The sequence below is a fragment of the Paenibacillus sp. FSL R5-0623 genome, from assembly GCF_037974265.1.
In the GTDB taxonomy this organism is placed as follows: domain Bacteria; phylum Bacillota; class Bacilli; order Paenibacillales; family Paenibacillaceae; genus Paenibacillus.
The window spans coordinates 2,244,011-2,270,269 of the sequence record NZ_CP150233.1; the positions used below are offsets into that span (position 1 = coordinate 2,244,011).

A 26,259-nucleotide genomic window follows, 5' to 3' on the forward strand; every position below is an offset into this window, starting at 1 on the left:
TACTCAGAGATATTGGAGAGTGAGGGCATACTGATGAAGACCCATAGTTCAAGTCAGGATTTATCGGGACAATGGAAGATACAGCATTTTGAAGTTGGAGAGAAGCGGGCAATGGATGTGGCAGCAGCTACACTGGATGACCGTTTCTGGATTGGGGCTGAAGTGCCTGGCGATGTACACGCTGCACTGGTTGAACGCAGTATCATTGATCCGCCCTATTACGGACATAATGATGCCAAAAGTCGCTGGATTGAGCAAAAGGAATGGTGGTACCGCACAACCTTCAATCTGGTGAAAGATGCAGAGACCGAGGAGCACTTTGAATTGGTGTTCGAAGGATTGGATACGTTTGCAACGGTATATGTCAATGGCCATGAAGTTGGGAAAACGGCCAATATGCTTATGTCACATACGTTTAATGTAACGTCTCTGGTACGCAGCGGCTGGAATGCGATTGCTGTCAAGTTTGATCCGCTTCACCTGCATCACCGGGACAAAGAAACCTTCGACTGGTCCTCGTATACGAAGGAACGACCATGGTTGCGCAAAGCAGCGATGAACTTTGGCTGGGACTGGGGTCCACGTATGGTTACGGTGGGGATCTGGGGTGCTGTACGGCTGGAAAAACGAACAATCGCCAAGCTGGAAAGTGTGTATGCTCGTACGGAATCAGTCAGTTCAGAGCTTGCTGTATTACGCGTCACGGCGGATGTGAAGTCGGTCTTGTCTTACCGTAGCAGACAGAAACGTGAGCAGGCTGTGGTTGCGACCTGTAATATTCGTCTGTTGGATCGGAGCGGACACGAAGTGGCATGTGCCACTGAACTACCTCTAGAAGGTGGTAAGGCAGATACCACATTAAACGTTACGTCACCTCAGTTATGGTGGACTCATGATCTGGGTGAGCCGTATCTGTATACCCTGGAGGTTACATTATACGCAGATGGCATTGAGGTGGATCGTTATAACGAGCCTTATGGGTTACGAACGATAGAGCTGGCTCTTCACAATGAACAGGGTGAAGATGCATTTACTTTTATTCTGAACGGAGTCAAAGTATATGCCAAGGGTGCCAACTGGATTCCGGCTGATCATCTGATTGGAGCCATCCCAACCTCCCGATATCGTGAGCTTGTGGAGCTGTCGGTGGAAGGTCATATGAACATGCTGCGTGTCTGGGCTGGTGGTATATATGAGAAGGATGTCTTCTACGATGAGTGTGATCGGCAAGGGGTGCTGGTGTGGCAGGATTTTGCATTCGCGAACGCATTGTTCCCGGATTTCAATCGTGATTTCATGGATAATGTACGGCAAGAGGTAGAAAACAATGTCTTGCGCCTGCGTAACCGTGCCTCGCTTGCCATCTGGTGTGGGAATAACGAGATTGACTGGCTCTATGATATGAAGTCGGCGAGTGGAGATATTACCAGTCCGTTCTACGGCGAACAGATATATCATGAGCTAATCCCTGAAGTGCTGGAGCGCTTGGATTTGTCTCGTCCGTACTGGCCTTCTTCGCCGTTCGGGGACAGCAACGGTCAGGATGCGAATGACCCGGATGTGGGGGATCGTCACAACTGGCAGGTATGGCATGGTTCGGTCTATCCAAGGAAGCATGGAGAGCCGCCGTTGCTGGACTACAGTATTGAAGGTGTAACGTTCAAAAATTACAAAAACGATCATGCGTTGTTCAGCAGTGAATTTGGCATGCATGCCTCGGCCAATCGTTACACGCTGGAGAAAAATATGCCTGCAGGGCAGTTTTACTGGGGTAGTCCGGAGATGGCCTATCGTAACAAGGATACCAATCACCAGAAAGGCATTTTGCTAATGGAGGGTTATACAGGGATTCCGCAAAATATAGAGGAATACATGAACTATTCCATGCTGACTCAAGCAGAAGGATTGCGCTATGGAATTGAACATTTCCGACGTATTAATCACCGTAACAGCGGTGCGCTTGTGTGGCAATTGAATGACAGTTGGCCAGGGACAAGTTGGTCCATGATTGATTATGAACTGCTGCCGAAGGCATCCTTTTATTACGGGAAAATATTCTTTCATCCTGTCCTGTTGTCACTGGAGCATGAGCCGGGGGAGCCGCTTGCGTTGTGGGTTGTGAACGATACACGTGACGTCTTGAAGGGGGAGCTTCGACTCAATGTCTATGCATTGAATGGAGAGAAGATCTACTCCAGCTCACATGCTGTTGAGGTAACATCCCAATCCTCACGGTGTATTGCTGAATTAACTGAAGTAGAGGTGTTACAGGGCAGACGTGCGGAGGAAGTAATGGTTGAGTTGGTATCTGAAGGGTTTGCGGCACCGAGCAATCGATACTTCTTGCGTGATCCCAAGGATGTGACGTTGCCAGAGTCGCAATTGAGCGTACATGTGAACGAAGAGGAGCAGTCTGTAACGGTTACGGCCAGTGGAGCGATTGCACGATTGGTGAAGCTGGAGCTTCCCCTTGGGCGTGTCCGATTCAGTGACAATTATTTTGATCTGCTCCCTGGTGAGAGTCGAACAGTAAGGCTTGGTCATCCAGAGCAGTCGTCTCTGCCTCTGAAGGAACTTCGAGTGAGTGCCATGAACGGCAGAGAAGGATAAAATAATAAGAATAGACTTCGAATCTTATTCGAGGTTCAAGGTGGTGATCCTGAACAGGGATGCCACCTTTTTTACTTTTGCAGCAGGTGAGATCATGTCGTCGTGTCAAGGTAGTTTTGTCCTTAGTCCACAAGTGGTACTTCCCATCGGGTTCACATCTTGGATCATTAAGGGTAGAATGATAGAAAGAAATCGTTTTCAAAAGGAGGTGGATTCATGTCATTTGTCTTTTATCCCGAAATGGTCATATTCATTCTGATGTTGATCCTGCTGATTATTGGTATTGTATATATCGTTCGTAAAAGCAAACAAGTATTGCGCCGCTTAAGCAATCTGGAGAAAGCAGTATATGAAAAAGATAACATCTCATCCTATCCGAAGGACGTCGATACTGTACAAGAAGCACCCAGAGAAGACACGTTTGCTCCACGCAAACGAAAATGAAGATACGGAATTACATAAAAAAGATAAACCAACAAGCCAAACAGCCGATTCTTCTCTATGAGGGAGTGATCGGCTGTTTGGGCATATAGGCATTTAATCCGTATTAACTGGGATTAGAGAAAGGATTCATAACGCTGTTGGAAAGAGGATTCCATCTCCACTTGCCGAGCAAGCTGCTGCTGTACCTTTGCACCGCGAATCGTCTGAAGTTCCTGAAGTTGTGCAGTGGAACGGAATTGATCTGCAGCCATTTGGACAAGTAATTCGGAGAGCACATCCGCATCTTCGAGCGCAGCATTAAGTCCAAACGCACCGGTTGGTGTCATGGTATGAGCGGCATCACCAATGAGTACAACATTGTCCTGTGCCCACGACTTGCAATAGCTGCTTTCAACAGATAACAGAACAAAATCACTCCAGCTCTGGATGTTGGCTGCTACTGAATCAGACAGGCAAGGAAAAGCAGATACAAGTTTATCTACAAAAGGAGCAATCGGCTGCTCTCGCAGCTTGGAGTAAGCCCCCTCGGGAATGTTCCATCCAATCTGAACATAACCGCCGAACTGTGAGAACAGGGCGAGCTGTTGACCATCCATGCTGGCCATTCGAACAGCGGGTTCCCAGCCTACGGGTGCCGGAATGCGCGCCCAGAGCAGATCATACCCGTGCTTGCGAATCTCCGGGGTCATATCGGAATGTTTGCGTACAGCAGAGTATCTGCCATCAGCACCCACAATAACAGATGCCTCAATGGAGGCAGGAACGCCGTTCTTCCGAATGTTAATACCCACGACCTGGCCGTTCTTGTCTCGTAACAAACCGGTCATAATCGTATTGAACAGTACTTGTTCATATGAACTGTGCTGCTGAGCATGCGACACGATGGCTTCCAGGAGATGATCTTGGGGTACATGAATACCAACATGAGATTCTCCATTGCCCGGTGATACCGTATGAATAATCTGCCCATTTTCCCAATACTGAATCTGTTCCAAGAGCAGTGCTCCGCGTTCCTGGATGAGGGAATAGAGGCTGTGTTTATTTAAAATGGCTTCGCCGTCCACATTGAGCAACTCCCCGCGAAATGACTTGTGCAGATGGGGCTGCCGTTCAATGAGCATCGTGGAGATTCCTTTTTGATTCAGTAAATAAGAAAGCAAAGCACCGCCAGGTCCAGCGCCGACGATGCAAACATCTGTTTTGAGTTGAGATTGTATATTCTGATTCATGTGCATAAGTCCCTTGCAGTATAATGGTGATGCTTTATTTACTTTATAACAACAGATTTATTAAAATCATTAAGTAACTAAAAGTAACTTTAGATATAGGTTATTATAAACAAACCCGTTGCCATAATGCAATAGATGAAACCCAAAATAAAACAAGAGTCATGCAGTCAACGATAGGGTGTCGGATACAAGCGGATTTTTCACAAACATCATAGTGTAAATATGTTACAATATAAGGTAGGTTATGATGAAAGGCGGAGGAACGTTTATGAGCCCGGATACGGAGCGAAACTCTCAATTGGCAAATGTAGATCAATTGTTGGAGGCCTTCTTCAGATATAAAAACAAAGTATTGGATCAGCAGCAGAAGACCGAAACCAACTGTAAACTGAATCCGACAAAAAGTCATATATTGGGCATGATTTTACGTGAAAAACGCTGCATGGCGGTTGATGTGGCCAGACAACTCAGTTTGTCTTCCGGCGCAACCACCATTGTACTGAATCAACTGGAGACGGAAGGGTTGATCCAGCGGGTGCGCAGTGAAGAAGATCGGAGAATTGTGTGGCTGTCCTTAACGGATGAAGGCGTGCAGCTTGCCAAGACACTTAATGCGAATCGCGGCCGAATGACGTGGGAATTGTTGCAAGCACTTTCCGAAGAGGAGCAACAGCAGATGTTTGGCATGCTGAAGAAAATTGAACTGAAACTGCTGGAGAACATGAAGTCGTTTGAGCAGATCCACCGGTAGTCCATATATGACTTGATCCTTGAAGACGTCAGTCCTCATGAGTTCGTCCCTAATTGCGGGGGGATGAACCCTTGAAGACTGGCGTTTTTGAGTTGGTTTACAAATGAAAGCGAACCACATGATCCGTAAAGCCTTCCTGGATCAAAACTTCTTTTTGTTTGCTGCCCATCAGGTCAAAGTGGGGAAATGGCTGCCGCCGATGAATGTATCGCGGGTTCAGCGCATGATCATTGCACCAACGCTCGAGACGTTCCAGATCTGCACAGCCAACTTTGGTGACACTGGTGATACCAGGGAATCGGTTGTCAATCCAGAAATGAGTGAGGTACGCAATCTCACCACGAGCCACTTGTTCCTTCCACGCAGCAAGCTCCTGTCGTTTAATTCCAAATGCCATAGATGCAAGTTCCTTTCCAAACGGGTATTGTCCTGAGCATATTGTAACATCTTATATACAGAATCCATCAGAAATCTTTCATTCAGAGTGGTCTGAGGGCAGTTGAATGGGAATATGAATATGACAACATTTCTATAACAAAGGTTGGATTATGTTAAAATAAACCTATACAACAAAGGTTTCACCACTTCTATAGCGGAAAGGGATTGTCATCATGGAAATATTTATTGCCGTACTTGTGTTACTGGTCCTGATTGGTTTATCCAATATTTTAAACCGGTTTGTACCCTTTATTCCCATTCCGCTCATTCAAATCGTGCTTGGTGTAGCTATAGCTTTGCTTCCCGCAGGTGTTCACCTGCCGTTGAATCCGGAATTGTTCTTTGTACTGTTCATCGCACCTTTGTTATACAACGATGGTAAACGAACGCCAAGGAATGAATTATGGAATCTGCGCGCACCGATACTTCTGCTTGCACTAGGGCTTGTATTCGTGACGGTGGTTGTGGCGGGATATGCCATTCACTGGCTGATTCCTTCAATTCCGTTACCTGCTGCTTTTGCTCTTGCAGCCATACTGTCGCCGACAGATGCAGTTGCCGTTGGCGCCATGGCAGGGCGGGTACATTTGCCCAAAGGCATACATAGGCTTCTTGAAGGTGAAGCGTTAATGAATGATGCATCCGGCTTGGTCGCCTTCAAATTCGCGATTGCAGCCACGGTTACAGGTGTGTTTTCCCTGGCGCAGGCAACCTTCAGTTTTATTCTGATTGCGATTGGTGGACTTCTTGTCGGGGCATTGTTATCTTTTCTGTTAATCAGGCTCGGGGTATGGATCCGTAGACTGGGCATGGAAGATGTGACCATTCACATGTTGCTTCAAATCCTGACGCCATTTATCATCTATCTGGTGAGTGAAGAAATTGGGGTATCAGGTATTCTTGCGGTAGTGGCAGGCGGTATTATCCACGCCATTGAGCGTGACCGCGCTGAATCGGTTCAGTTGAAAATGCAGGTGGTATCTGCGAGCACTTGGTCAGTCATTTTATTTATACTAAATGGTCTGGTGTTTGTTATTCTGGGTGTACAGGTCCCGGATGTGTTGAGTACCATTTTTGAAAATGTTTCGTTTAATAATCTGCAGGTGTTGGGATATGTGGGCTTGATCTCGGTGTTACTGCTGGTTCTGCGCTTCCTCTGGATCTATCTGTTCTGGCAAGGGAATGAATTGCTGCGTACGAAATCCTCTATTGGCAGGCCCAGATTCAAGGATATTACGATCATTTCCCTCTCTGGGGTGCGGGGGGCTGTAACATTGGCGGGTGCGTTCTCCATTCCTTATGTGCTTCAGGATGGATCACCTTTCCCTGAACGGGATCTGATTATTTTCCTGGCGGCAGGGGTTATCCTCTTCTCTCTGATTGCGGCGAGCGTGTTTCTTCCAGTTCTGGCCAAGGACGATGGGAAATCCACAGAAGAAACACCGCAGAAGTCAGAACGAAAAGCGCATGACATTATGCTGAATGCGGCAATACGAGCTGTCAAATCCGAAATGAACGATGAGAACAAAGCTGCGGCACTCGCGGTCGTCTCAGATCTGTCCAAATACATCAGGCAGGCCGCAGGTCAGCTCACCGCCGGTAAACGCAAAGATATTCAGAAACAAGAAACGGCTATTAACCTGATTGCCACCCGGGCGGAGCGTAAAGAAGTTGAAGTAATGCTGGACGAAAATGCAATTGCTTCTGATGCGGCCTTCAAATGTGACAGCTGGCTGGATCGCAAGGAAATGATGCTGGCGAATCGGGCAAATACTCAGTTCATGACGTCGATCAGCGAGATCGGGCGTGTGTTAGGACATCTGTTCACCAAACGGTCCCAGAAACCGAATCAACCATTTATGCTTGAAAATGCAGAACTGTTTCGTCAGGTGAAGCTGCGCACCTCTGAAGCAGCCATTAAGGCCATTCGTGCCCATATGAATGATGGGAATCGAGTCGTCGCACTGTCGGTCATTGCCAAGTATGAGCGTGTAATTGCCAAATTGCGTACCTGGAACCAGGGGAAAACGGAAGATCCGTTTAATCAGGAGAAGCTGGAGTTGCAGATGGTGGCCATTCAGGAGCAGCGCAATACGGTTCAGCAACTGTATGAGAACGGCGAAATCACACGTGATGTGGCTGCCAAACTGCGCCGGTTTATTAACGACGTTGAAGCGACTGCGCTGAAAAATACCTAATCCGATAAATCCGATATTTTATATATGCTAAGCGGTTTGATATAATATGGACAAGAAAGACGTCACAACTAAATTGTACTTATTCGATCAGTGAAGGAGAGATGAGACATGGCAGAACAACAAATTCGGTTGGGCAAGACGGATCTGATCGTGAATCCCATTGGATTGGGTGCGAATGCAGTAGGCGGACATAATATCTATCCGGAAATGCTGAATGATGAGACGGGTAAGGAAGTGGTTCGTACAGCTTTGAAACAAGGCATTAACTTTGTGGATACGGCATACATCTATGGACCTGAGCATTCCGAACGACTGATTGGTGAAGTACTGAAGGAAACCGGTCAGCGGCAGAATACCATTATTGCAACCAAGGCAGCTCATAAATTAGTGGATGGCAAGATTGTCATGGATAACTCACCTGCTTTTCTGAAAACATCCGTGGATGAGGCGTTGAAACGTCTGCAAACCGATTACATTGATCTGTTCTACATCCACTTTCCGGATGAACATACGCCTAAGGATGAAGCGGTAGATACGTTAAAACAATTGAAAGACGCTGGCAAAATTCGTGCCATTGGTGTATCCAACTTCTCCATCGATCAGTTGCGTGAAGCCAACAAGGACGGGCATGTAGACGTACTGCAATCTGAATATAATCTGTTCAAAAGAGATGCCGAGAAAGAGCTGTTGCCGTATACGGCTGAGCATGACATTTCTTTTGTGCCCTACTTCCCACTGGCTGCGGGACTGCTGGGTGGTAAATACAATCGTAATACAACCTTTCAGGATGGACGGGCAAAGAACCCGCTGTTTACAGGTGAAGCTTTTATTGGAAATCTGGATAAAGTTGAGCAACTGCGTAGCATAGCACAATCCAAGGATGTTGAGGTCGCTCATCTGGTTCTGGCCTGGTACCTGACTCAGCCTTCTATTGATGCATTGATTCCGGGTGCCAAGCGACCGGAGCAGGTCATTAACAATCTGCAAACATTAAATGTGGAATTAACTGCTGAGGAAATTGCAGTCGTGGATCAGATCTTTCGTTAATGAGTTCGGGTGAATCGGGAAATGCTAACAGGGAGTTTACGTATGAAGACAAAGTGAGGACACCACATGAACCTGAAGGCAGCCCGAGTCATCGGAATGTTCACGCTAATTATTTTGCTGGGTAGCAGTTCTGCCTATGCAAAGCCTGTACAGAAGAACCGTCAGTATTATGAGGAACGAGGAGAGATCGTGTGGGAAGTTCCCACACAGGATAAACTCATCGCCCTTACCTTTGATGATGGACCAGATCCGATTCAGACTCCGCAGATCCTGGCTTTGCTTCAGCAATATCATGCCAAAGGAACTTTTTTTGTACTTGGCAAATGGGCAGATAAATTTCCTGAACTGATTAAGCAGGAACAGCTCGAAGGGCATGAAATCGCCAATCATACGTATGCGCACACGTATGCAGTTCGATCAACTAGTGCGGACAAGTACATGAAGGATATGAACGAAGCAGAAAGTTCCATCATTGAAGCAGGTGCGGAGCGTCCCCTGTTGTTCAGGCCACCGGGCGGCTATTACAATGACATGGTCATCCAAGCTGCCAAACAAAAAGGGTATACGATTGTACTCTGGTCTTGGCATCAGGATACACGGGACTGGGCTTCTCCAGGTGTATCGGCCATTGTTAAAAAAGTACTGAATAACGCGCGAAATGGGGATATTGTACTCTTCCACGATAAGGTGGAGGGCAACTCCCATACGGTAGCTGCACTCAAAACAATCTTGCCGAAGTTACAGCAGCAGGGATATCAATTCGTGACGGTGTCTGAGCTGCTTGCTGTGAAGGCACGCGAAGCTGCGAAGGATGGAACTTCGCCTTCGTCTATTTTGAAGCATGTGCAGCCCTGAACATGGTAATCCAATTAGAAACCGTAGGTCTCAGATGAAGAGACCTGCGGTTTCTTTATCTTGGTCTTCATATCAACCATGGAACCAGCCTTAGGAGGTTATTGCCGTGTCCCTTTTGTTTTGAAACCAAAACGTCTACAATAGATGGAGCTTTGTGTTTAAGGGTTATATAGTATACAAGATATGAATTACGACATAGAGGAGAGTGAACATAATGAATGGACAACAACGCGTAAATATTAAGCCAGGTCTGGAAGTGGACATTGTGCTGAAGCAGGACCAAGCTACAGGAAAGCTGACACGTGGCGTTGTGAAGGATCTGTTAACCAAGTCACCTACGCATCCACACGGAATTAAAGTACGACTGACGAGCGGTCAAGTGGGACGTGTGAAACAGGTCATTACAGGAGGCTCGAACTAACTATGGCCCAAGGCGGGGAGATGAGTACTACCGCAGAAGTAATGGCACATCTGGCTTCGGGTAATGCACGTCAGCAGGACGCCTATCATGTGTTACAGAGCAGTGGCTTGCTCGATATATTAGCTGACTATCACCCATATCCATCAGGAACGGTACCGATTGATATTGATGTTCCGGGCAGTGATCTGGATCTGCTGTGTTATGCAGAGGATCTGGATATGTTTGAAGCCGAGATATACAATCGAATCGGAGCCGTTGCTGAGTTTCAATGTTTACGTGGTGGTGATCTTCCAGACCAACGTCCTTATGTGACTTGTAATTTGCAAGTGGGACATTGGCCTGTGGAGATTTTTGCCCAATCCGTGCCAGTTAACAGGCAGAATGCATACCTACATATGATCGTAGAGTGGAGATTGTTGCAACTGTGGGGAGACGCAGGACACCGTGAGATCCGCAGACTCAAACAGGCAGGGTGGAAGACGGAGCCTGCATTTGCTTCTGTACTTGGATTACAGGGAGATCCATATGTGGACATGCTGCATCTGGCCGAGATGAAACGTGAAGATCTCTGGAACTGGGCACGTTCACGCACGTCTTTTTAAAATGTCTATTTGAGATGAACTAATTATTTACACGATAACGGAGAGGACAGAAAAAACCTGAAAAAGCGAAGCGTTCGCCTTTATTACCGGATTTCCCCTTGGGAAAGGGGATCAAAAAAATCTGGGAATAACAGCGATTGGAAGGTGCTTCTGTCATCGTAGTGTCAGTGTAAATAACCTTTGGTCAGATTAGAAAGATGGCTACAATTGTTGTTACCGTAAGTCCCAGCAGTACAGGCTTCAGGTTGCGTCTTGCAAGTTCAAAAGGATTGACTCCGCAGATTGCAGCAGCAGGAATCAATGCCCATGGAATCAAGGTTCCGCCACCTACCCATATGGCTGCAACCTGACCTAATGCTGTCAGCACAGGTGCGGAATCTTCCGATCCTGCAAACATGGACGCAATCGAGCCAACCAGGGATATCCCCGAGAACCCCGAACCATCCATTCCTGTGACCGCTCCGGTCACCGTCATTGTAATGGCCCCCACCGTATCATTCAATGGCACCAGTCCAGCAAGCGCAACCCCAAGATCATTCACGATCCCGTGTGAACCTTCAGGAAGAGGATTGATGAACAACTCCGTAATCGCAGCATCTCCCAGATAAAAAAATGCGGCTATGGGAATAACCGGTCCAAACACCTTGAAACCAAACTGAAATCCTTCTATTAAATAATTGGTCGTTTCCTCTGGTCCCGCATGTCGGTGTGCGGCAAGGGTAACGGCGATCAGTATAACCACAGCGGTTCCGCCAATCAGAGCTGTTGCATCGCCGCCTTGCAACTTCAATACAAACATCAGAATCACATCAACTGCGAATAACAGAGGGATAAGTAGAGCGAACGCCTTTTTCAGACGGGGCGACATGACTTGACGTTCAACAGGCAAATTGCCAGGTTGAGAAGTGGACACAGCCTCTGATGAGGAAGAAGGTTCCGTGCTCATGGTACCTGATATAACGTTTGGGGAATGAACAGGTGAGCCTGATTTCATCTCTTTGCGCAGCATCCAGAAGGCTGTGAGTGTAGATACGGTTCCCATGACAATGACCAGAGGAATGCTGGCCGTCATGACGGAAGTAACGGGTAGACCCGCTGCATCAGCTGTGAGTTTGGGAGCCCCTTGGATAATGTAATCCCCCGACAGTGCAATCCCATGTCCGAACAGGTTCATGGCAATGGCAGCTCCAATCGGAGGAAGACCTACACGCACGGCTACAGGAAGCAGTACTGCACCGACGAGTGCTACGGCTGGGGATGGCCAGAAAAATAGTGATACTACCATCATGATCAATCCGATACCCCAATACGCGACCTGAGGAGAACGGATAAACCGGGTAACGGGTGTTACCATGACCTCATTAATGCCTGTTCTGATCAGAACACGGCTCATTGCCACAATAATCGAGATGATGAAGATCGTACTTAACAATTCTTTTGTTGCATAGATAAAACTGCTGAAGATCCCAGCAACTGACCCGCTTAAGGTTTCGGTTGCCAGAAGTCCAATGGTCATAATACCCGCGACACAGATGATGGTGGTGTCCCTGCGCCGGATCATTACAGCGATGATCAAGACGATAAATGCCAGATAGATATAGTGTAACGCAGTGAGTTGAATATTCATCGAACAGGCCTCCCTACATCCTGGTGACTAACCCGAGGAGTGATATATCGTATGCATGTCAAGATCGGGCGTTCGTGGAGTCCGGGGCTTGCCGCAGCATTTATTTCTAGGGAGAAGCTTCTGAGTTATAAATGAAGGATTTATTTTACAACTGGAGAATTTATTACAACATGAAGCTTGTTACTCTTGAAATTGGAGCGGATGAAAGTCACCAGAATTGATATGTGAAGGTCACGTGACCCCATAGACAATGGCAAGCAGGGGTGATTACAATAAACATGCCATCATAAGGAAGAAAATAGAAAAACTATGTTGAACTAAAAGGGCGGGAATCCATAATCCATGAATTTTATCCGTTCACTTCGTTTTAAATTTATAGTGGGTCTTACATTGATCATGCTGCCATTATTCTTGCTGCTTTATTACAACAACGTCTACGCCATGAAAGTTGTACGTGACAAAGTATCTCTCACCAATATGAATCATCTCGCCAAGAGTGTGGAGCAAAATGAACGTGTATTACAGGAGACGAATCGGTATTTATATAGTCTGGGCGAGCGGGACCCGGATATTATCTCTCTGTTTTTTCTGAAATACGGTAGCGGTGATTATATCATTGCAAAGCAACGGATTATGAACAAATTCATGACAGATATCGGTTTTTATAATCTAATCGATTCTTTTTTTCTATACGATGCCGTGAATGATGATCTGCTGCTCGCCACTTCAGGCAATTATGATGTCAAAAAGTCGGTTGTGCAGGAGAGTATGCCAGTCCAGATGCAGCAATTGGAAGGGGATATCCAGAAGCCTGAATGGAGCATCGTGCGTGGTGGGACGTGGAATGCGCTGGTGAAAACGGTGCGAATCAACCAGCAGTTCTATGCAGGTGCACTTGTTGATATGAATGCACTGAATCATACACAACAATTCACTGAATCCGGAGATCGGGGAGGCGCAGTCATTGTTGGAACAGACGGTGGGGCACTCTCGGATTCCACATTAAATACTGCACAGATTCAGCTGGCTGCAGCGCATATTCCCGGCCTAAAGAATCCGTATCAGGTTATCTCTGAAGTTGTGAACAAGGGAGAGGCACGTCAATATTTGATGTTAGGTATTGCCTCGGCCATGTCCGAGATGAATTATATCGTGCTGCTGCCTGAGGAAGACATGATGCGTAACCTCCCGTTTTTCCAGCAGATCATTCGTCTGCTTCCCATTGGTGCGGCAGTAATTCTGGTTACTGCACTGATCTTTTTGCGGCATCTGTTATTCCGCCCGATGAATGCGTTAATCCGAGGCATGAGAAGGGTGAGCCGTGGAGATCTCGATGTGAAGCTGGACCCGCCATCTTCTTCGGAGCTTGAATTTATGACACGAAGTTTCAATCAAATGACCAGTGAGATCAGGCATCTGAAGATTGATGTGTATGAGGAACAACTCCGGACGCGGGAGGCAGAGTTCAAACAACTGCAGATGCAGATCAATCCTCACTTTTACCTGAATTCACTCAATATTATTCATAGTCTGGCTTCCTTGCAAAAACATGAGTTGGTGCAGCAGATGGCTGGTCATCTGGCCGATTATTTTCGATTCAGTCTGCGTGCAGGCAAACGTGTTATTCGTCTGGATGAAGAGCTCGAGCACATTCGTCATTACTTAGAAATTCAAAAGCTGAGGTTTCCAAGCAGATTCGATTTTGAACTGGATGTTGAGCCGAATCTGGGACATTATGTGATTCCGCCATTAACCATTCAGCCTTTTGTGGAGAATGCCATTATTCATGGATTTCAGCGCCGGACACAAGCCTTTGTCATTCGGATCGTGGCGCGCCTCGGTGAGAAGTCGTCCGGTCAGGTCGATGGGACGGTGCTTCAACTGATGATTGTGGACAATGGTGTCGGATTTGAAGAGGAATTGTTGGGGCGTCTGCAACATGGACAATACGCTGAAGACCCGAGTGGACAGCATATCGGTATATGGAACGTGGCTCATCGGCTTTTAGTGAAGTATGGTGATCAAGCCAGTTTGCAGTTTGGCAATGAGGTGGATCATGGCGCCAAAGTCATCATTGATTTACCCGCTCAGACCGAAGAGGAAGAAGGGGGAGCCTATGCGGAACCTGTTGATCGTGGATGATGAAGTGTATGCATTACAAGCAATGGTGGAAGGAGTCGATTGGCAAGCAGCAGGCATTGACCAGGTATACAGTGCTGGTGATGCCGAAGAGGCACGAAAGATTTTAAAGGCTAATGCTATTGATATTATGATCTGTGATATCGAGATGCCTGGTGAAACAGGGCTTGACCTGCAAAGTTGGGTGTTAAAACATGATCCAGGCATACTGACCATTTTCCTGACAGGGCATGCTTTATTCGATTATGCTCAGACAGCCATTAAGCTAAACAGCTTTGATTATGTGTTGAAGCCGGCTCCAGCGGATCAATTGATTAAGGTAGTCACCCAGGCGGTGGAGAAGATCAAGGATGGAGAGCAGCGTACCCGTACCAACGAAGTTTATGAGACCGTATACAAACGCTGGAAAACCCATAAACCGCTACTGACGGAACGCTTCTGGAAAGATGCCATCTCTCAGCGTATCACGTTAACCGAACAACGGTTGCAAGAGCTCGCAGAACTGTATGGTGCCGAGATTGATCCGCAGGCTCGTGTGTTACCCATTGTGATCTCAGTAGAGGAATGGGTGCGTGATTTTGATTTGCGTGACGAAGAGGTATTGGAATATGCCCTTCGTAATGCAGCCAAAGAGATGCTGCTTGGCGACAAGCCCGGTGAGGTGTTTCAGGATCAAAGTGGATTAAATATTGTGCTTGCTTATGAGCAAGATGGCATCATTCCGAGTGCGAGCGAAGTGGCACAACGTTGTCAGGGGTATATTCAGGAATGTGGTACGTATTTCTACTGCCGGTTGTCCTGTTATGTTGGAGCCCCGGTTGCTGTAACTGAGCTGCAAGGCATGTTAAATGAACTGATGGATATGGAGCGGCGCAATATTAAGGAGCTTGAAGAAGTTTTTGTCTATGATGAGCGGGGAAGAGATCAGGAAGATCGCTTTTTGCCTATTCCATGGTTTTCGGAATTATCTATTCTTTTTGAGACGGGTAAAGTAGGGGATTTGCGAGAACGTGTGGATGAGATTTTTGAGTTGCTTGCTGCCCAGGAGGGTTTGTCTCCTGAAATGCTGCATCTCTACTATCATGCCATGCTGCATGTGGTCTATCCGTTGCTTCATCAGAAAAACGTGTCCATACGCAGTCTGTATCCGGGTGAACGGGAGCCGGAAGAGAGTATGGTGACAAGGTCGTTGCCGCAGTTGAAGCAGTGGACGTCTGATCTGATTGATCGTGTTATCCCGGTGTTGTACCCGGACGATCATAGCCCCATGACCATTGTGGATCAGTTGTGCGTTTATATTGAAACTCATATTGGTGAAGAACTTATGCGAGAGGAACTTGCAGCTTTTGCCGGATTCAATCCCGCTTATCTATCACGTCTGTTTCGGAAAGAAAAGGGGATGTCCCTATCTGAGTTTATCCTGCAGGGCAGAGTAGCCAAAGCGAAGACATTGTTGTCCCAGTCCACCGTCAAGGTGACGGATATCGCTGGCAAGGTGGGGTACTATAATTACTCGCATTTCACCAAAATGTTCAAAAAGTGCACGGGTATAACGCCACAGGAGTTCCGAAAACAGTCACGTACCGTATAGTTCAGGGCGCAGCATGCTGCGCCTTTTGATTTGTTTATTTTGGCACTAAAGTCATAATTTGATAAGTCAACAGGTCACCACAGCAGATAGAGGTCTTACTCGCCCCGCCGTATACTTGAACCACAGGAGCCGCAACGGAGCTTCATCCTGAGGAAGAATTCAAGAGGAGTGAGGGAGAACAAGTTATGAAGACACAACCCCAGGCGGGTAAGGGAGTACGGATATCGGAAATACCGGGAGAAACAGTCCGAAAGCGCAAGTCGGTGTGGCACAATCTTGGCAAATTCAAGGTGCTGTATCTCATGTTCTTGCCAGGTGTCCTGTTCCTGCTGGTGAACAACTATATGCCGATGTTCGGCGTTCTGATCGCATTCAAAAATGTAAACTATGCTGATGGTATTTGGGGTAGCCCATGGAGTGGATGGGACAATTTTAAATATTTGTTCTCAACCAGTGATGCATGGGAAATTACCCGAAATACACTCGCGTATAACACGGTGTTTATTGCACTAAATCTCTTAGTAGGTGTCGGGCTTGCTATTCTGCTCAATGAAGTGAAGAACAAGGCAATGTCCAAGTTATATCAATCACTTATGTTATTACCGTATTTCCTGTCCATGATTGTGGTCAGTTATCTGGTACTGGCTTTCCTGGGCAAGGATTCAGGCTTCATGAACTCAACGGTTCTGCAGATGTTCGGCGGTCAGCCGATCGACTGGTATTCAGAGCCGAAGTATTGGCCGTATATTTTGCCACTGGTGAACACATGGAAGAATATTGGATATTATGCCGTCATTTATCTGGCAGCTGTCGTGGGCATCGATGAAGAATATTATGAAGCAGCTGTGCTCGATGGAGCAACCAAATGGCATCAGATACGCTTCATTACCATTCCGTTTCTCGTGCCATTAATCGTCATTATGACGTTATTGCAAATTGGTCGTATATTCTATGCAGACTTCAGTCTGTTCTATCAGGTTCCATTGGAATCGGGAGCGCTGTTCCCTGTAACGAATGTACTGGATACCTACGTATATCGTACGTTCCTTATCGGTGGAGATATCGGGATGTCATCAGCAGCCGGTCTATACCAAGCAATCGTTGGATTTGTGCTGGTTCTTGTATCCAATACCATCGTAAGGCGAATAGATAAAGATAATGCATTATTTTGAGAGGAGGCAAGTCAGCTGTGAAATCACGTGATCCACTAGCCGTATCGAAGCGTTCCGCATCCGTTATTCATGCGATGTTTCTATTCTATGCCATTGCCTGTATCGTGCCGATCCTGCTTGTCTTCGCCATCTCATTTTCGGACGAGACAACCGTAATTGCCAATGGATATAAGCTTATTCCAGAGAAATTCAGCCTGACGGCTTATGAGTTTCTGTTCAGAGATATGGATCAGATCATTCACTCGTATGGTATATCCTTTATCGTTACCGTTGTAGGCACCATTACAAGTGTTGCGCTGACTGCATTGTATGCGTATCCGCTCTCACGGAGAGATCTGCCTTACCGTGGCTGGTTCGCCTTTTTCATCTTCTTCACAATGTTGTTCAATGGGGGTCTGGTACCTTGGTACCTGGTCTATGTCAACGTATTGGATCTGAAAAACTCCCTACTGGCACTCATTATGCCGCTACTGCTATCCCCTTTCTTTGTACTGGTCATGCGTACATTCTTCGCGAACTCCATTCCGGTGTCTATTCTGGAATCGGCTCGGATTGATGGTGCGGGAGAATTGAGAACGTTTGCACGTATTGTGCTTCCGCTCTCTCTTCCCGTAATGGCAACCGTCGCGTTGTTCAGTACACTGAATTACTGGAATGACTGGTACCTTAGCATGATTTTTATATCAGATAACCGGACGATCAGCCTTCAGTACCTTATGTACCGGACGCTGCTCGATATTCAATATTTAACAACCAACTCCAACGTCTCTTCACAGATTTCGTCGCAGGGTGGATTGCTGAATCTGCCTAACAAAACTCTGCAAATGGCGATGGCTGTAGTCGGTATTGGTCCAATTGTACTGGCATATCCGTTCTTCCAGCGTTATTTCATCAAAGGTCTTACGGTTGGCGCTGTGAAGGGTTAACTCTGAACCGGTTAGCGGAGTGGGCAAGGTAAATGAAGATGGACTGAAAGGGCATATACAGAAGTAGTTATCGGTTTAATTGTGAATTGGGGAATTCGGTTGTATGGTTCAACACATGACAGGAGGGGTTCAATTGGTTAGAACATTAAAGGTATGGTCACGCATGATGGCAACGGTGATGACGCTGAGCCTGGTGCTGGCAGCTTGCTCATCAGACAAAGGTGGAACAACAACACCTGGCGCAGAAGGCGGAGGAGCAAGTGAAGGTGGGGGCAAACCCTATGAAGTGACACTGTTCTACCCAGGGACACCACAGAAGGATGTCGCTCTGGTGGAAGCCGAGATTAACAAAAAGATGGAACCAAAGATCGGAGCCACGCTTAAGATCAATGCGATTGACTGGGGACAGTGGGATAACAAGCTGAATCTCATGATTTCCTCAGGTGAAAAATCAGATATTATCTTCACAGCAGCTTGGCAGAACTACACGGTGAATGTAGCTAAAGGCGCATTCTTGCCGTTGAATGATCTGCTTGATGCACATGGTCAGGATATCAAGAAAAACCTGGACCCTGCCTTTCTGGAAGGTTCCCAGGTGGACGGCGTGAATTACGGCGTTCCTACGAATAAGGAACTCGCTGCCACACGTGGTGTGTTGGTACGTAAAGATCTGGCTGACAAGTATAAGCTGGACCTGACAGCTGTAAAGACATGGGCTGATCTGGAGCCCCTGCTCAAAACAATCAAGGAAAACGAGCCAGCCATCACACCATTCTATATGTCCAATACCAACGGTAACGGGCTGTTGGAAAATCTGGATTGGGATTATCTCGGTGATGCTTCCGTACCTGGAGTCATCTCCAAAACAGCAGGCGGAACAACGGTGCTGAATGAAGTGGAGACCCCTGAATTCAAAGAAGCGGCTGAACTCGCTCGCAAGTGGTATCAAGCGGGATATATCAACAGTGATGCTGCTACGTCCAATGTGTTCCCGAAAGACCAGGCGAAGGCTGGAAAAGCGTTTCTCTGGACAGATGGCATGAAGCCAGGCAAGGATAAAGAAGAAGAAGGGTATGTGGGTTTCCCACTCACTCAGATCGAGATGACACAGCCAACAATCACGACGGGTGATGCGTCTGGAGCGATGCTTGCAATCTCCCGTTCTTCCGAGCAACCGGAGAAAGCGATGCAGGTCATTAACCTGCTGCATTCGGACAAGGAAATTAACAACTTGCTAAACTTCGGAATTGAAGGTACACATTATGTGAAAAAAGACGGACAGGATAATATCATTGCTCTCCCTGATGGCGTAGATGCCAACAGTCGTACCTACAATCCAGGTGCACAATGGCAACTGGGTAACCAATTCCTGAACTTCCTCTGGGATAATGAAGATCCACAGAAATGGGAGAAGTTCAAAGAGTTTAACGCCAAAGGTGTGAAGTCGCCAGCACTGGGCTTTACGTTCAACAGCCAATCTGTCAAAAATGAAATTGCTGCGGTCAACAACGTAAACAAACAGTTCAAGCCGGGTATGACATCGGGTGCCGTTGATCCAAATGAGATGATTCCGAAATATCTGGAGAAATTGAAAGCAGCGGGTATTGATAAAATTATTGCAGCCAAACAGGAACAACTTGATGCATTCTTGTCTAAGCAATAAATGATCGTCAGCCATGACAGAGAGACCTGTGTTACTACAAGCTCTTGTCAACGGTGAAAATGGAGGACGTTTTCGGTGAATAACCGAAGACGTTCTTTTTATTGTTGTTTTTTGATTTGGATTGTTAATCATAAATAGGAAAAATATGATATAATAAGGTGGTTGATTAGGGGGTGTTCGTGTGTCGAGAACCAGACTTGTGTTCTCAGGGGCTTTATTGCTATTTGCTATCATCTTTACATTTAACCATCATCTTGGTTTTTCTGTTGGGGATACCATGCTGTCAGCAATAGGTATATCACCGTATACTACGTCTTATTTAAGTGGTGTACATATCACACTTTTCCTCGGATTGGGGATCTTCGCCTGCGGCTTCTACCTTACACGCAAAGAAATCGGGAAATCATTCCCCGGTCTTGCAAAAGGGTTATGGATCGTAGTTATCGCTATCATTCTCAGTTATTCGTACATGACGGACAAATTCATGTATGTAGCCAAGTGGGGAGCTACAGGCATTGATGCGGTATCCTATGTACAGAATGCAAGCTCCTGTACCTTTAACGTGCTGAAAACGGGTGAGACCCGAGCCACCTGTGACCTGACACTCAAAAATTACGGCAGAGATTCCGTATCCGCCGTGTTATTGCCTGATCTCGCACGCAGTTATAAGTTTAAGGACGATCCACTGTTGGAAGCCTTGCAGTCTGTCCAGTTAAGGCCGGTACATGTTGAGATTGAACCCCATGGAACGTTTACAGGCAAGTTGGAGTTTTACGGGAAAGCGGAATCCCCTCTGTTCGTCAATGGGAAACTTATGGATATTGTGCTGGATGTAGGCGTGGATGGAGCGAATACGGTATTTGATTATGATATTCCATAGTTGATATTTTTATAGTAAAAAAGAATAATTACATAAACAGAAGTGGAATAAGGTTTGAGTAGAATAGAAAGATCAAAAGCATATACTGAAATTAGAGAGAGCTGGCTAATCGCTGGCTCTTTTTGTGCGTGGAAGTTGCAATTAGTGCAGAAATGTTGGTTTTATCTCCTTCCCCCTTGAATTGGGAACGCTTACGCTAGATAATGAATCGGTTTGTCTCAAAAAAATAGTTGGTCTTTAGTGCTTACATCATTACAATTAATGTCACGACAAATTTAGACAAGGTGAGATGAAAAGATGTCATACCGGACAAACCTGTTTTCCAAAATGGTCATTCTTATTCTGATTATGCTGATTCCTGTAGTGCTTCTGTACTGGTACTCCAATCACAAAACAACAGCTGTTCTCAGAGATGAGTTGAATCGTTCGAATAGTAACCAGCTTGAATTTTTCCAAAATCAAGTGAACACACACATCGAACTGTTATCCTCATGGCCGAATCTGCTCATACATGATCCTGATATTGCCAGCTTCCGCCGAATCTATGCGGACAGTAATTATTTTGACCTGGATGCGATCAACCTGGTCAAACGTATTCAGAATAAGCTTAGTATTCAGGAAAGCTCATCCAATTGGGCCACGAAATTATATCTGTACTCCCCTTCGCTAGGCAGGGTAGTTTCCGAAAGGGACGCACGTTCTTACGATAAACAAGCGTTAAGGGAGAATATCAGTTCCGGCTGGGATGTACGCAAAATTCAGGATGGGGAAGATGATCGGTTCATGTTTAGCTGGATTACGGTATCTCCGTACGGCATTAAAGACCCGGCTAATCATGCTGAAACGATTATTAAACTGGAGTTTGATAGTGACAACATTCGAGATATGCTCGACAAATTCAAAGACGATGGCAGGCATGATCCCTTCTATTTCCGAGAAGAGTCGGGGGTTATCTATAATCGGACTTCAGATCGTTTATTAACGAATCAGTTGATGGAGGAACTGTCCGCCCATAAACTTCAGGACGTTGATAATCGTACAGTAGTGATTGGGAACGAGCCCTACATGGTCAATACCGTGAAATCCAGTACAACAGGCTGGTATTTGGTGGACTACATGCCCCTGTCAGATATTCTGAAGCCCATTCATCAATCCAATATGCTGTTCTATTCTTCCATGATTTGTTTGTTGTTAATGAGTTTTGGTGTGGCGTACTTGTTCTATGTTCAGGTGCAGGTACCAGTGAAACAACTCATTCGCGGGTTCCAGCGGTTGAAGCAGGAAGATTATTCCGTGAGGATTAAGCCAAAGGGCCGCAATGAATTCAGTTTCCTGTCCGAACGTTTCAACTTGATGGTGGAGCAGATCCAGCAGTTGTTTGAACACGTTTACTTGGAACAGATTCATGTGCGTGAAGCCCGGTTGAAGCAGCTGCAATCGCAGATTAACCCGCACTTTTTCTATAATTGTTTCTCCTTCATTACGAGTATGGCGAAGCTGAAGCGTATGGACGCTGTTGTAGCGATGTCGCATAACCTATCGCGATATTATCGGTATACGACAAGACAGGAGCGGGACGTGGTACCGTTGACAGAAGAGATTGAATTTGTCAGCTGTTATCTGGAGATCCAACGGATGCGTATGGACCGGATTCATTACAAGATTGATCTGTCTGATGAGATGTTAAGACAGGAGGTACCGCCACTCATCGTGCAACCATTGGTGGAGAATGCAGTGATTCACGGCATCGAAGCGGACGCGGAAGCCGGAGAAATAAGAGTATCCGGGGAAAAACAGGGCGGTGTCATGGTTCTTGTGGTAGAGGATGATGGGCAAGGCATGACGCAGGAGGCACGTGAGGCGCTTCTGAATAAGCTTAGGGGAACGATGGATCAGGAGATGGGCTGTGGCCTGTGGAATGTGAATCAGCGACTCCAGCTTCGATATGGGGAGCAGGCTGGGCTTGATATAACGGAATCGGAACTTGGCGGGTTACGCGTTACACTGTCATGGCCTGCCGAGCAGGAGTTTCTTCTGGAGAATGAAGGATAAGCACTTGGAATGTGTAGCGCATGATGCACGATGGAATCCATTGGCAGAATGAACGAAATAGGGAGTGAATCACTTGATTGATATATTGCTGGTAGATGATGAGACATACGTAACAGAAAGTCTGGAACTTACGATCCCCTGGGGAGAGCTTGGAGTAACGACCGTGCTGCGTGCCGCATCCGGTAAGGAAGCGTTGGAGATTATGGAGGAAAATGCAGTAGACATCGTAGTTACCGATATTCGTATGCCTGGCATGTCCGGACTGGATCTAATTGCAGAGGTAAGCAAGCGCTGGTCTCATATCCGCTGTATTTTACTAACGGGTCACAGCGATTTTGATTATGCTAAAAAAGCCATTCAATTGCAGGCAGCGGATTATATCCTGAAACCCGTAAACGATGATGAGTTTATGGGATCGGTGTCGGCAGCCATCACATCTCTTCGCGATGAGTGGGATGAATTCGATAAATATCACCGGCTTTTATACAGTCGGAAGTCTGACTATAAAATTTTACGGGAAAATCTCATGCATGATCTGCTGCTGGGGCGTGAGATTACGGCGCGGGCACTTCGGGAACAACTGCAACAATATGAGATTCATATCGATCCAGAACAATCGGCTGTGATGATGCTGATTCGTCTTACAGGACGCTTCTCATCAATGGACCAGCAGTCTCTGGATCTGATGGATTTTGCGGTAGGTAATATTGCAGAGGAAGTACTCGGAGAGCAATTTAACGTGTGGTTTGGTCGCGGACCCCATGAGTGTCTTGTTATGTTCTTGCAGAATCAAGATCAGATCGGAGCTCCGCAGATGGACTTGGAGACGTTGAGAATCTCAGCTGAAACTTTCCGTGAGCATGTCATTCGATATTTACAGGGAGATCTATCCATGGTAGTTACACCGTCATTTCCCTTTAATGAGTTGACAGCAGCTTATCGAAAAAGTCTGGGTTCGCTTGTCCTTTCAGGACCGGAAGAACACAAGATTATATATATGGACGTGGATCAGGCACTCAGCAAAAGACCGGAGAATGATGCAACGCAGGCGCTCGAAGAGCTGTATAAACCACCTGTACTTCCGCAATTGCTTGAGACCAAGCAATGGGAAGCGGCAGCGCGTAAGCTGAACATGGTCTTTGACGCGGCAGAACAGGTACGGTTGTCCAGAGAACATGTGTATGAGATGTATCTGTCGGTAACTAATGCATTTATGTATATCGCCCATAAACAGGGGCATCTGGTGCATGAGATTGATCATGCGGGATTTGATCTGCTCCTTGCTCACCAGTTGATTCAATCCCCCGAGAAGCTGCGGCGTTGGGCCACCGAGATGCTGGCGAAGCTTCAGGAAGAGTTGTCCGATCAGGAAGGTGTGCAGAGCCGCAGACATGTGATCAAGCAGGTTCAGGAGCTGGTGACAAGAGATACAGGACAGGATCTGTCGGTGAAGATGATTGCGGACAAGGTATATTTACACCCTGTATATCTATCGAAAATTTACAAGGCAGAGACAGGGGAAGGTCTTGGGGATTACATGATTCGTATGCGCATGGAGCGTGCTCTGTATCTGCTTAAAAATAGCAACAAAAAAATATACGAGATTACGAGTGAGCTTGGCTATCAAAATCCGCAATATTTCAGCAAAATGTTCAAAAAACATTATGGTATGACACCAAATGAATTTCGGGATCAGGCATAATTACAACAACATTCCAGAATATAGGTTGGCAAAGGTGCAGAAATCTTGATTTCGTATCATAGGCTCAAAGGCCTGGTCAGCCTATAATGAAAGGGTAACCAAAACGATTTAAGGGGGAACAACATGAGAGCGCAATCAACGAAAAAGAGATTCTTGACGCTTCTCGCTACAACGCTGAGTCTAACTGTCGTTCTTGCAGGATGTTCAGGAGGCAGTGGGGGCGGAGATAGTGCAACACCAAGTACATCTGGAACCCAAAACGAATACAAAGAAAAGTATGATCCGGCAGTTACCATTACTACAGCATGGGGAATCGATCCTGAGTTGAAATTTAAAAATGGCGAATCCATGGAAAATAACGTGGCAACCAAGTGGGCCAAGGACAAATTCGGAATTGAAATCAAATCCTTGTGGTCCGTGACAGATACGAACAGTGCATTTGCGACCAAGCTTCGTCTTGCTATGTCCTCCGGCCAAGAAATGCCGGATATTGTGACAATAGGGCAGCCGGATAATTTAGTTGCTCAAGATTTAATTGACTCCGGTATGTATCAGGAAGTCGGACCACTGTTCGACAAATACGCTTCCGACACATGGAAAAAAGCAATGGAGCAGGACCCTAATGTATGGAACCCGTACAGTCGTGATGGCAAAAGAATGGGTGTCCCTGTTCTGGACTATGCCTACAACAATGACTACCTTCTCTGGATTCGTCAGGACTGGCTGGACAAGCTGAACATGAAGGCACCAAAAACCATCGACGAACTGGAAGCAGTGATGGAAGCATTTAAAAATAATAACCCTGACGGCTTGGCTCCAGATAAAGTCACTCCGCTCAGCGTTGGCTTCAAAACATCCATGAATACATGGATGGGAGATGTATCCTGGATCTTTGGTGCATATGGCACCTTACCTCAACAATGGAATCTGGCTGCGGATGGCAAGCTGGAGTATGGTTCTATCAATCCAGGTATGAAGCCAGGTTTGACCAAATTGAGCGAATGGCTCACAAAAGGTTATATCCCGCAGGAAGCAGCGTTGTGGGATGAAAACAAAACGGCAGAGCCAGCAGTTGCAGGCACAGCTGGCATTATCCCGGGTCCATACTGGATGAGCGGATGGCCGCTGAAGGATACGGTAAAAAATGCCCCAGGTGCGGTTTGGAAACCGATTGAAATTCCAACTGGCCCTGAAGGCAAAGCGATGCGTCATGGTACACATTTTGTTAATGGTGTAACATTGATCAAGAAAGATATGAAAAATCCGGAAGCATTCTTTACTTACCAAAACTACCTTTATGATAAATACGCAGACCCGCAACCAGGAAGTGAATATGATAACGGTCTATTTGCAGGCTATGACTATCAATTGGATGGAAATGGTAAACAAATGCCGATTGAAGAAATTGATGGCGGTTATGTAAACGTTGTGCGTTATTTGCTCGTGCGTGATGGCGCTCGTATTCCGGACGCCCAGATGAAAGCTCTGATGAATTTGGCGGACGGCAAAGAGCCGGAAACCAAGCTCGAAAAAGATGTTGCCGTGAACTATGGTAAGGAAACCCCTGCTGCTGCGAAAGTATTGCTGAGCCAAGAAGAAATTTCCTTCAAAAACATGTTCACAGGTCCAACAACGCAGACGATGAAATCCAAGCTGGACTATCTGAACAAAATCGAGAATCAAGCATTTAACGAAATTATCTATGGCAAAAATCCAGCGGATGCGTTTGATACGTTTGTACAAACGTGGAAATCCGGTGGCGGTGACCAGATCACTCAAGAGGTCAATGAATGGTATGACGGTGTGAAAAAATAGTTTTAAACGGCGCACAGACGGTACTCGTCTGTGCGCTTTTTTTTATGTGTATTTAGGATGAAGGGAAGTGGTTGAATTTGTGCCATTTATATTGCTT

Annotated in this window: 20 protein-coding genes; 17 read left to right on the forward strand and 3 right to left on the reverse strand. The window is 46.3% G+C overall.

From position 1 onward, the window contains the following. Window positions 1-33: 33 nt before the first annotated feature. Both MKY92_RS10370 and MKY92_RS10375 read left to right on the forward strand, forming a co-directional pair. Window positions 34-2,610: a glycoside hydrolase family 2 protein gene (locus tag MKY92_RS10370; protein ID WP_339300552.1), complete on the forward strand. Its 2,577-nt coding sequence runs from the start codon at window positions 34-36 to the stop codon at window positions 2,608-2,610. Between the two features lie 216 nt (window positions 2,611-2,826). Beyond that, on the forward strand, window positions 2,827-3,054 hold the full coding sequence (locus MKY92_RS10375) for a hypothetical protein (RefSeq protein WP_047842410.1): 228 nt from the start codon (window positions 2,827-2,829) through the stop codon (window positions 3,052-3,054). A gap of 113 nt (window positions 3,055-3,167) precedes the next feature. Here MKY92_RS10375 and MKY92_RS10380 read toward each other — a convergent pair whose 3' ends face one another. Then, complete coding sequence (locus MKY92_RS10380) at window positions 3,168-4,283, reverse strand: FAD-dependent monooxygenase (protein ID WP_339300553.1); 1,116 nt, start codon at window positions 4,281-4,283, stop codon at window positions 3,168-3,170. Window positions 4,284-4,551: 268 nt separating this feature from the next. On the opposite strand from MKY92_RS10380, the gene MKY92_RS10385 reads away from it, so the two are divergent. After that, on the forward strand, window positions 4,552-5,034 hold the full coding sequence (locus MKY92_RS10385) for a MarR family transcriptional regulator (protein WP_076208988.1): 483 nt from the start codon (window positions 4,552-4,554) through the stop codon (window positions 5,032-5,034). Window positions 5,035-5,131: 97 nt separating this feature from the next. Here the strand turns inward: MKY92_RS10385 and MKY92_RS10390 are convergent, their stop codons facing one another. Further along, window positions 5,132-5,431 (reverse strand): hypothetical protein, encoded by a 300-nt coding sequence (locus MKY92_RS10390; RefSeq protein WP_339300554.1) that lies wholly within the window; start codon window positions 5,429-5,431, stop codon window positions 5,132-5,134. Between the two features lie 214 nt (window positions 5,432-5,645). Between MKY92_RS10390 and MKY92_RS10395 the strand changes: the two genes are divergently transcribed. The 5 genes from MKY92_RS10395 to MKY92_RS10415 all read left to right on the forward strand — a co-directional run bounded on the left by MKY92_RS10395 (window position 5,646) and on the right by MKY92_RS10415 (window position 10,595). Continuing rightward, the gene (locus tag MKY92_RS10395) at window positions 5,646-7,670 is read left to right on the forward strand and encodes a Na+/H+ antiporter (protein WP_339300556.1); all 2,025 of its coding nucleotides are present in this window, start codon (window positions 5,646-5,648) and stop codon (window positions 7,668-7,670) included. A gap of 108 nt (window positions 7,671-7,778) precedes the next feature. Beyond that, window positions 7,779-8,717, forward strand: coding sequence for an aldo/keto reductase (locus MKY92_RS10400; RefSeq protein WP_339300557.1), 939 nt, complete (start codon window positions 7,779-7,781; stop codon window positions 8,715-8,717). Between the two features lie 66 nt (window positions 8,718-8,783). Next, window positions 8,784-9,572, forward strand: coding sequence for a polysaccharide deacetylase family protein (locus MKY92_RS10405; protein ID WP_339300558.1), 789 nt, complete (start codon window positions 8,784-8,786; stop codon window positions 9,570-9,572). A gap of 214 nt (window positions 9,573-9,786) precedes the next feature. Then, on the forward strand, window positions 9,787-9,993 hold the full coding sequence (locus MKY92_RS10410; protein WP_339300560.1) for a YwbE family protein: 207 nt from the start codon (window positions 9,787-9,789) through the stop codon (window positions 9,991-9,993). A 2-nt stretch (window positions 9,994-9,995) separates the two neighbouring features. Next, on the forward strand, window positions 9,996-10,595 hold the full coding sequence (locus MKY92_RS10415; RefSeq protein ID WP_339300561.1) for a DUF4269 domain-containing protein: 600 nt from the start codon (window positions 9,996-9,998) through the stop codon (window positions 10,593-10,595). A 184-nt stretch (window positions 10,596-10,779) separates the two neighbouring features. On the opposite strand, the gene MKY92_RS10420 is transcribed toward MKY92_RS10415, so the two are convergent. Continuing rightward, on the reverse strand, window positions 10,780-12,222 hold the full coding sequence (locus tag MKY92_RS10420; protein WP_339300562.1) for a hypothetical protein: 1,443 nt from the start codon (window positions 12,220-12,222) through the stop codon (window positions 10,780-10,782). Between the two features lie 342 nt (window positions 12,223-12,564). Between MKY92_RS10420 and MKY92_RS10425 the strand changes: the two genes are divergently transcribed. The 9 genes from MKY92_RS10425 to MKY92_RS10465 all read left to right on the forward strand — a co-directional run bounded on the left by MKY92_RS10425 (window position 12,565) and on the right by MKY92_RS10465 (window position 26,162). Continuing rightward, window positions 12,565-14,364, forward strand: coding sequence for a sensor histidine kinase (locus MKY92_RS10425; protein WP_339300563.1), 1,800 nt, complete (start codon window positions 12,565-12,567; stop codon window positions 14,362-14,364). After that, complete coding sequence (locus MKY92_RS10430) at window positions 14,339-15,952, forward strand: helix-turn-helix domain-containing protein (protein WP_339300564.1); 1,614 nt, start codon at window positions 14,339-14,341, stop codon at window positions 15,950-15,952. Before MKY92_RS10425 ends, MKY92_RS10430 begins: the two co-directional genes overlap by 26 nt. A gap of 185 nt (window positions 15,953-16,137) precedes the next feature. After that, a complete protein-coding gene (locus MKY92_RS10435; protein WP_036670214.1) occupies window positions 16,138-17,124 on the forward strand; it encodes an ABC transporter permease subunit in 987 nt (328 codons plus the stop codon). Window positions 17,125-17,141: 17 nt separating this feature from the next. Beyond that, complete coding sequence (locus MKY92_RS10440) at window positions 17,142-18,050, forward strand: carbohydrate ABC transporter permease (RefSeq protein ID WP_017689303.1); 909 nt, start codon at window positions 17,142-17,144, stop codon at window positions 18,048-18,050. 133 nt (window positions 18,051-18,183) lie between these two features. Further along, window positions 18,184-19,713 carry an ABC transporter substrate-binding protein gene (locus MKY92_RS10445; RefSeq protein WP_339300565.1) on the forward strand — a complete coding sequence of 510 codons (1,530 nt, stop codon included), beginning with the start codon at window positions 18,184-18,186 and terminating at the stop codon, window positions 19,711-19,713. A gap of 181 nt (window positions 19,714-19,894) precedes the next feature. Then, complete coding sequence (locus tag MKY92_RS10450) at window positions 19,895-20,593, forward strand: hypothetical protein (RefSeq protein WP_339300566.1); 699 nt, start codon at window positions 19,895-19,897, stop codon at window positions 20,591-20,593. A 297-nt stretch (window positions 20,594-20,890) separates the two neighbouring features. Beyond that, complete coding sequence (locus MKY92_RS10455) at window positions 20,891-22,645, forward strand: sensor histidine kinase (protein ID WP_339300567.1); 1,755 nt, start codon at window positions 20,891-20,893, stop codon at window positions 22,643-22,645. 73 nt (window positions 22,646-22,718) lie between these two features. Continuing rightward, a complete protein-coding gene (locus MKY92_RS10460) occupies window positions 22,719-24,347 on the forward strand; it encodes a response regulator (protein ID WP_339300568.1) in 1,629 nt (542 codons plus the stop codon). Window positions 24,348-24,470: 123 nt separating this feature from the next. Then, window positions 24,471-26,162, forward strand: coding sequence for a sugar ABC transporter (locus tag MKY92_RS10465; RefSeq protein ID WP_339300570.1), 1,692 nt, complete (start codon window positions 24,471-24,473; stop codon window positions 26,160-26,162). Window positions 26,163-26,259 lie beyond the last annotated feature (97 nt).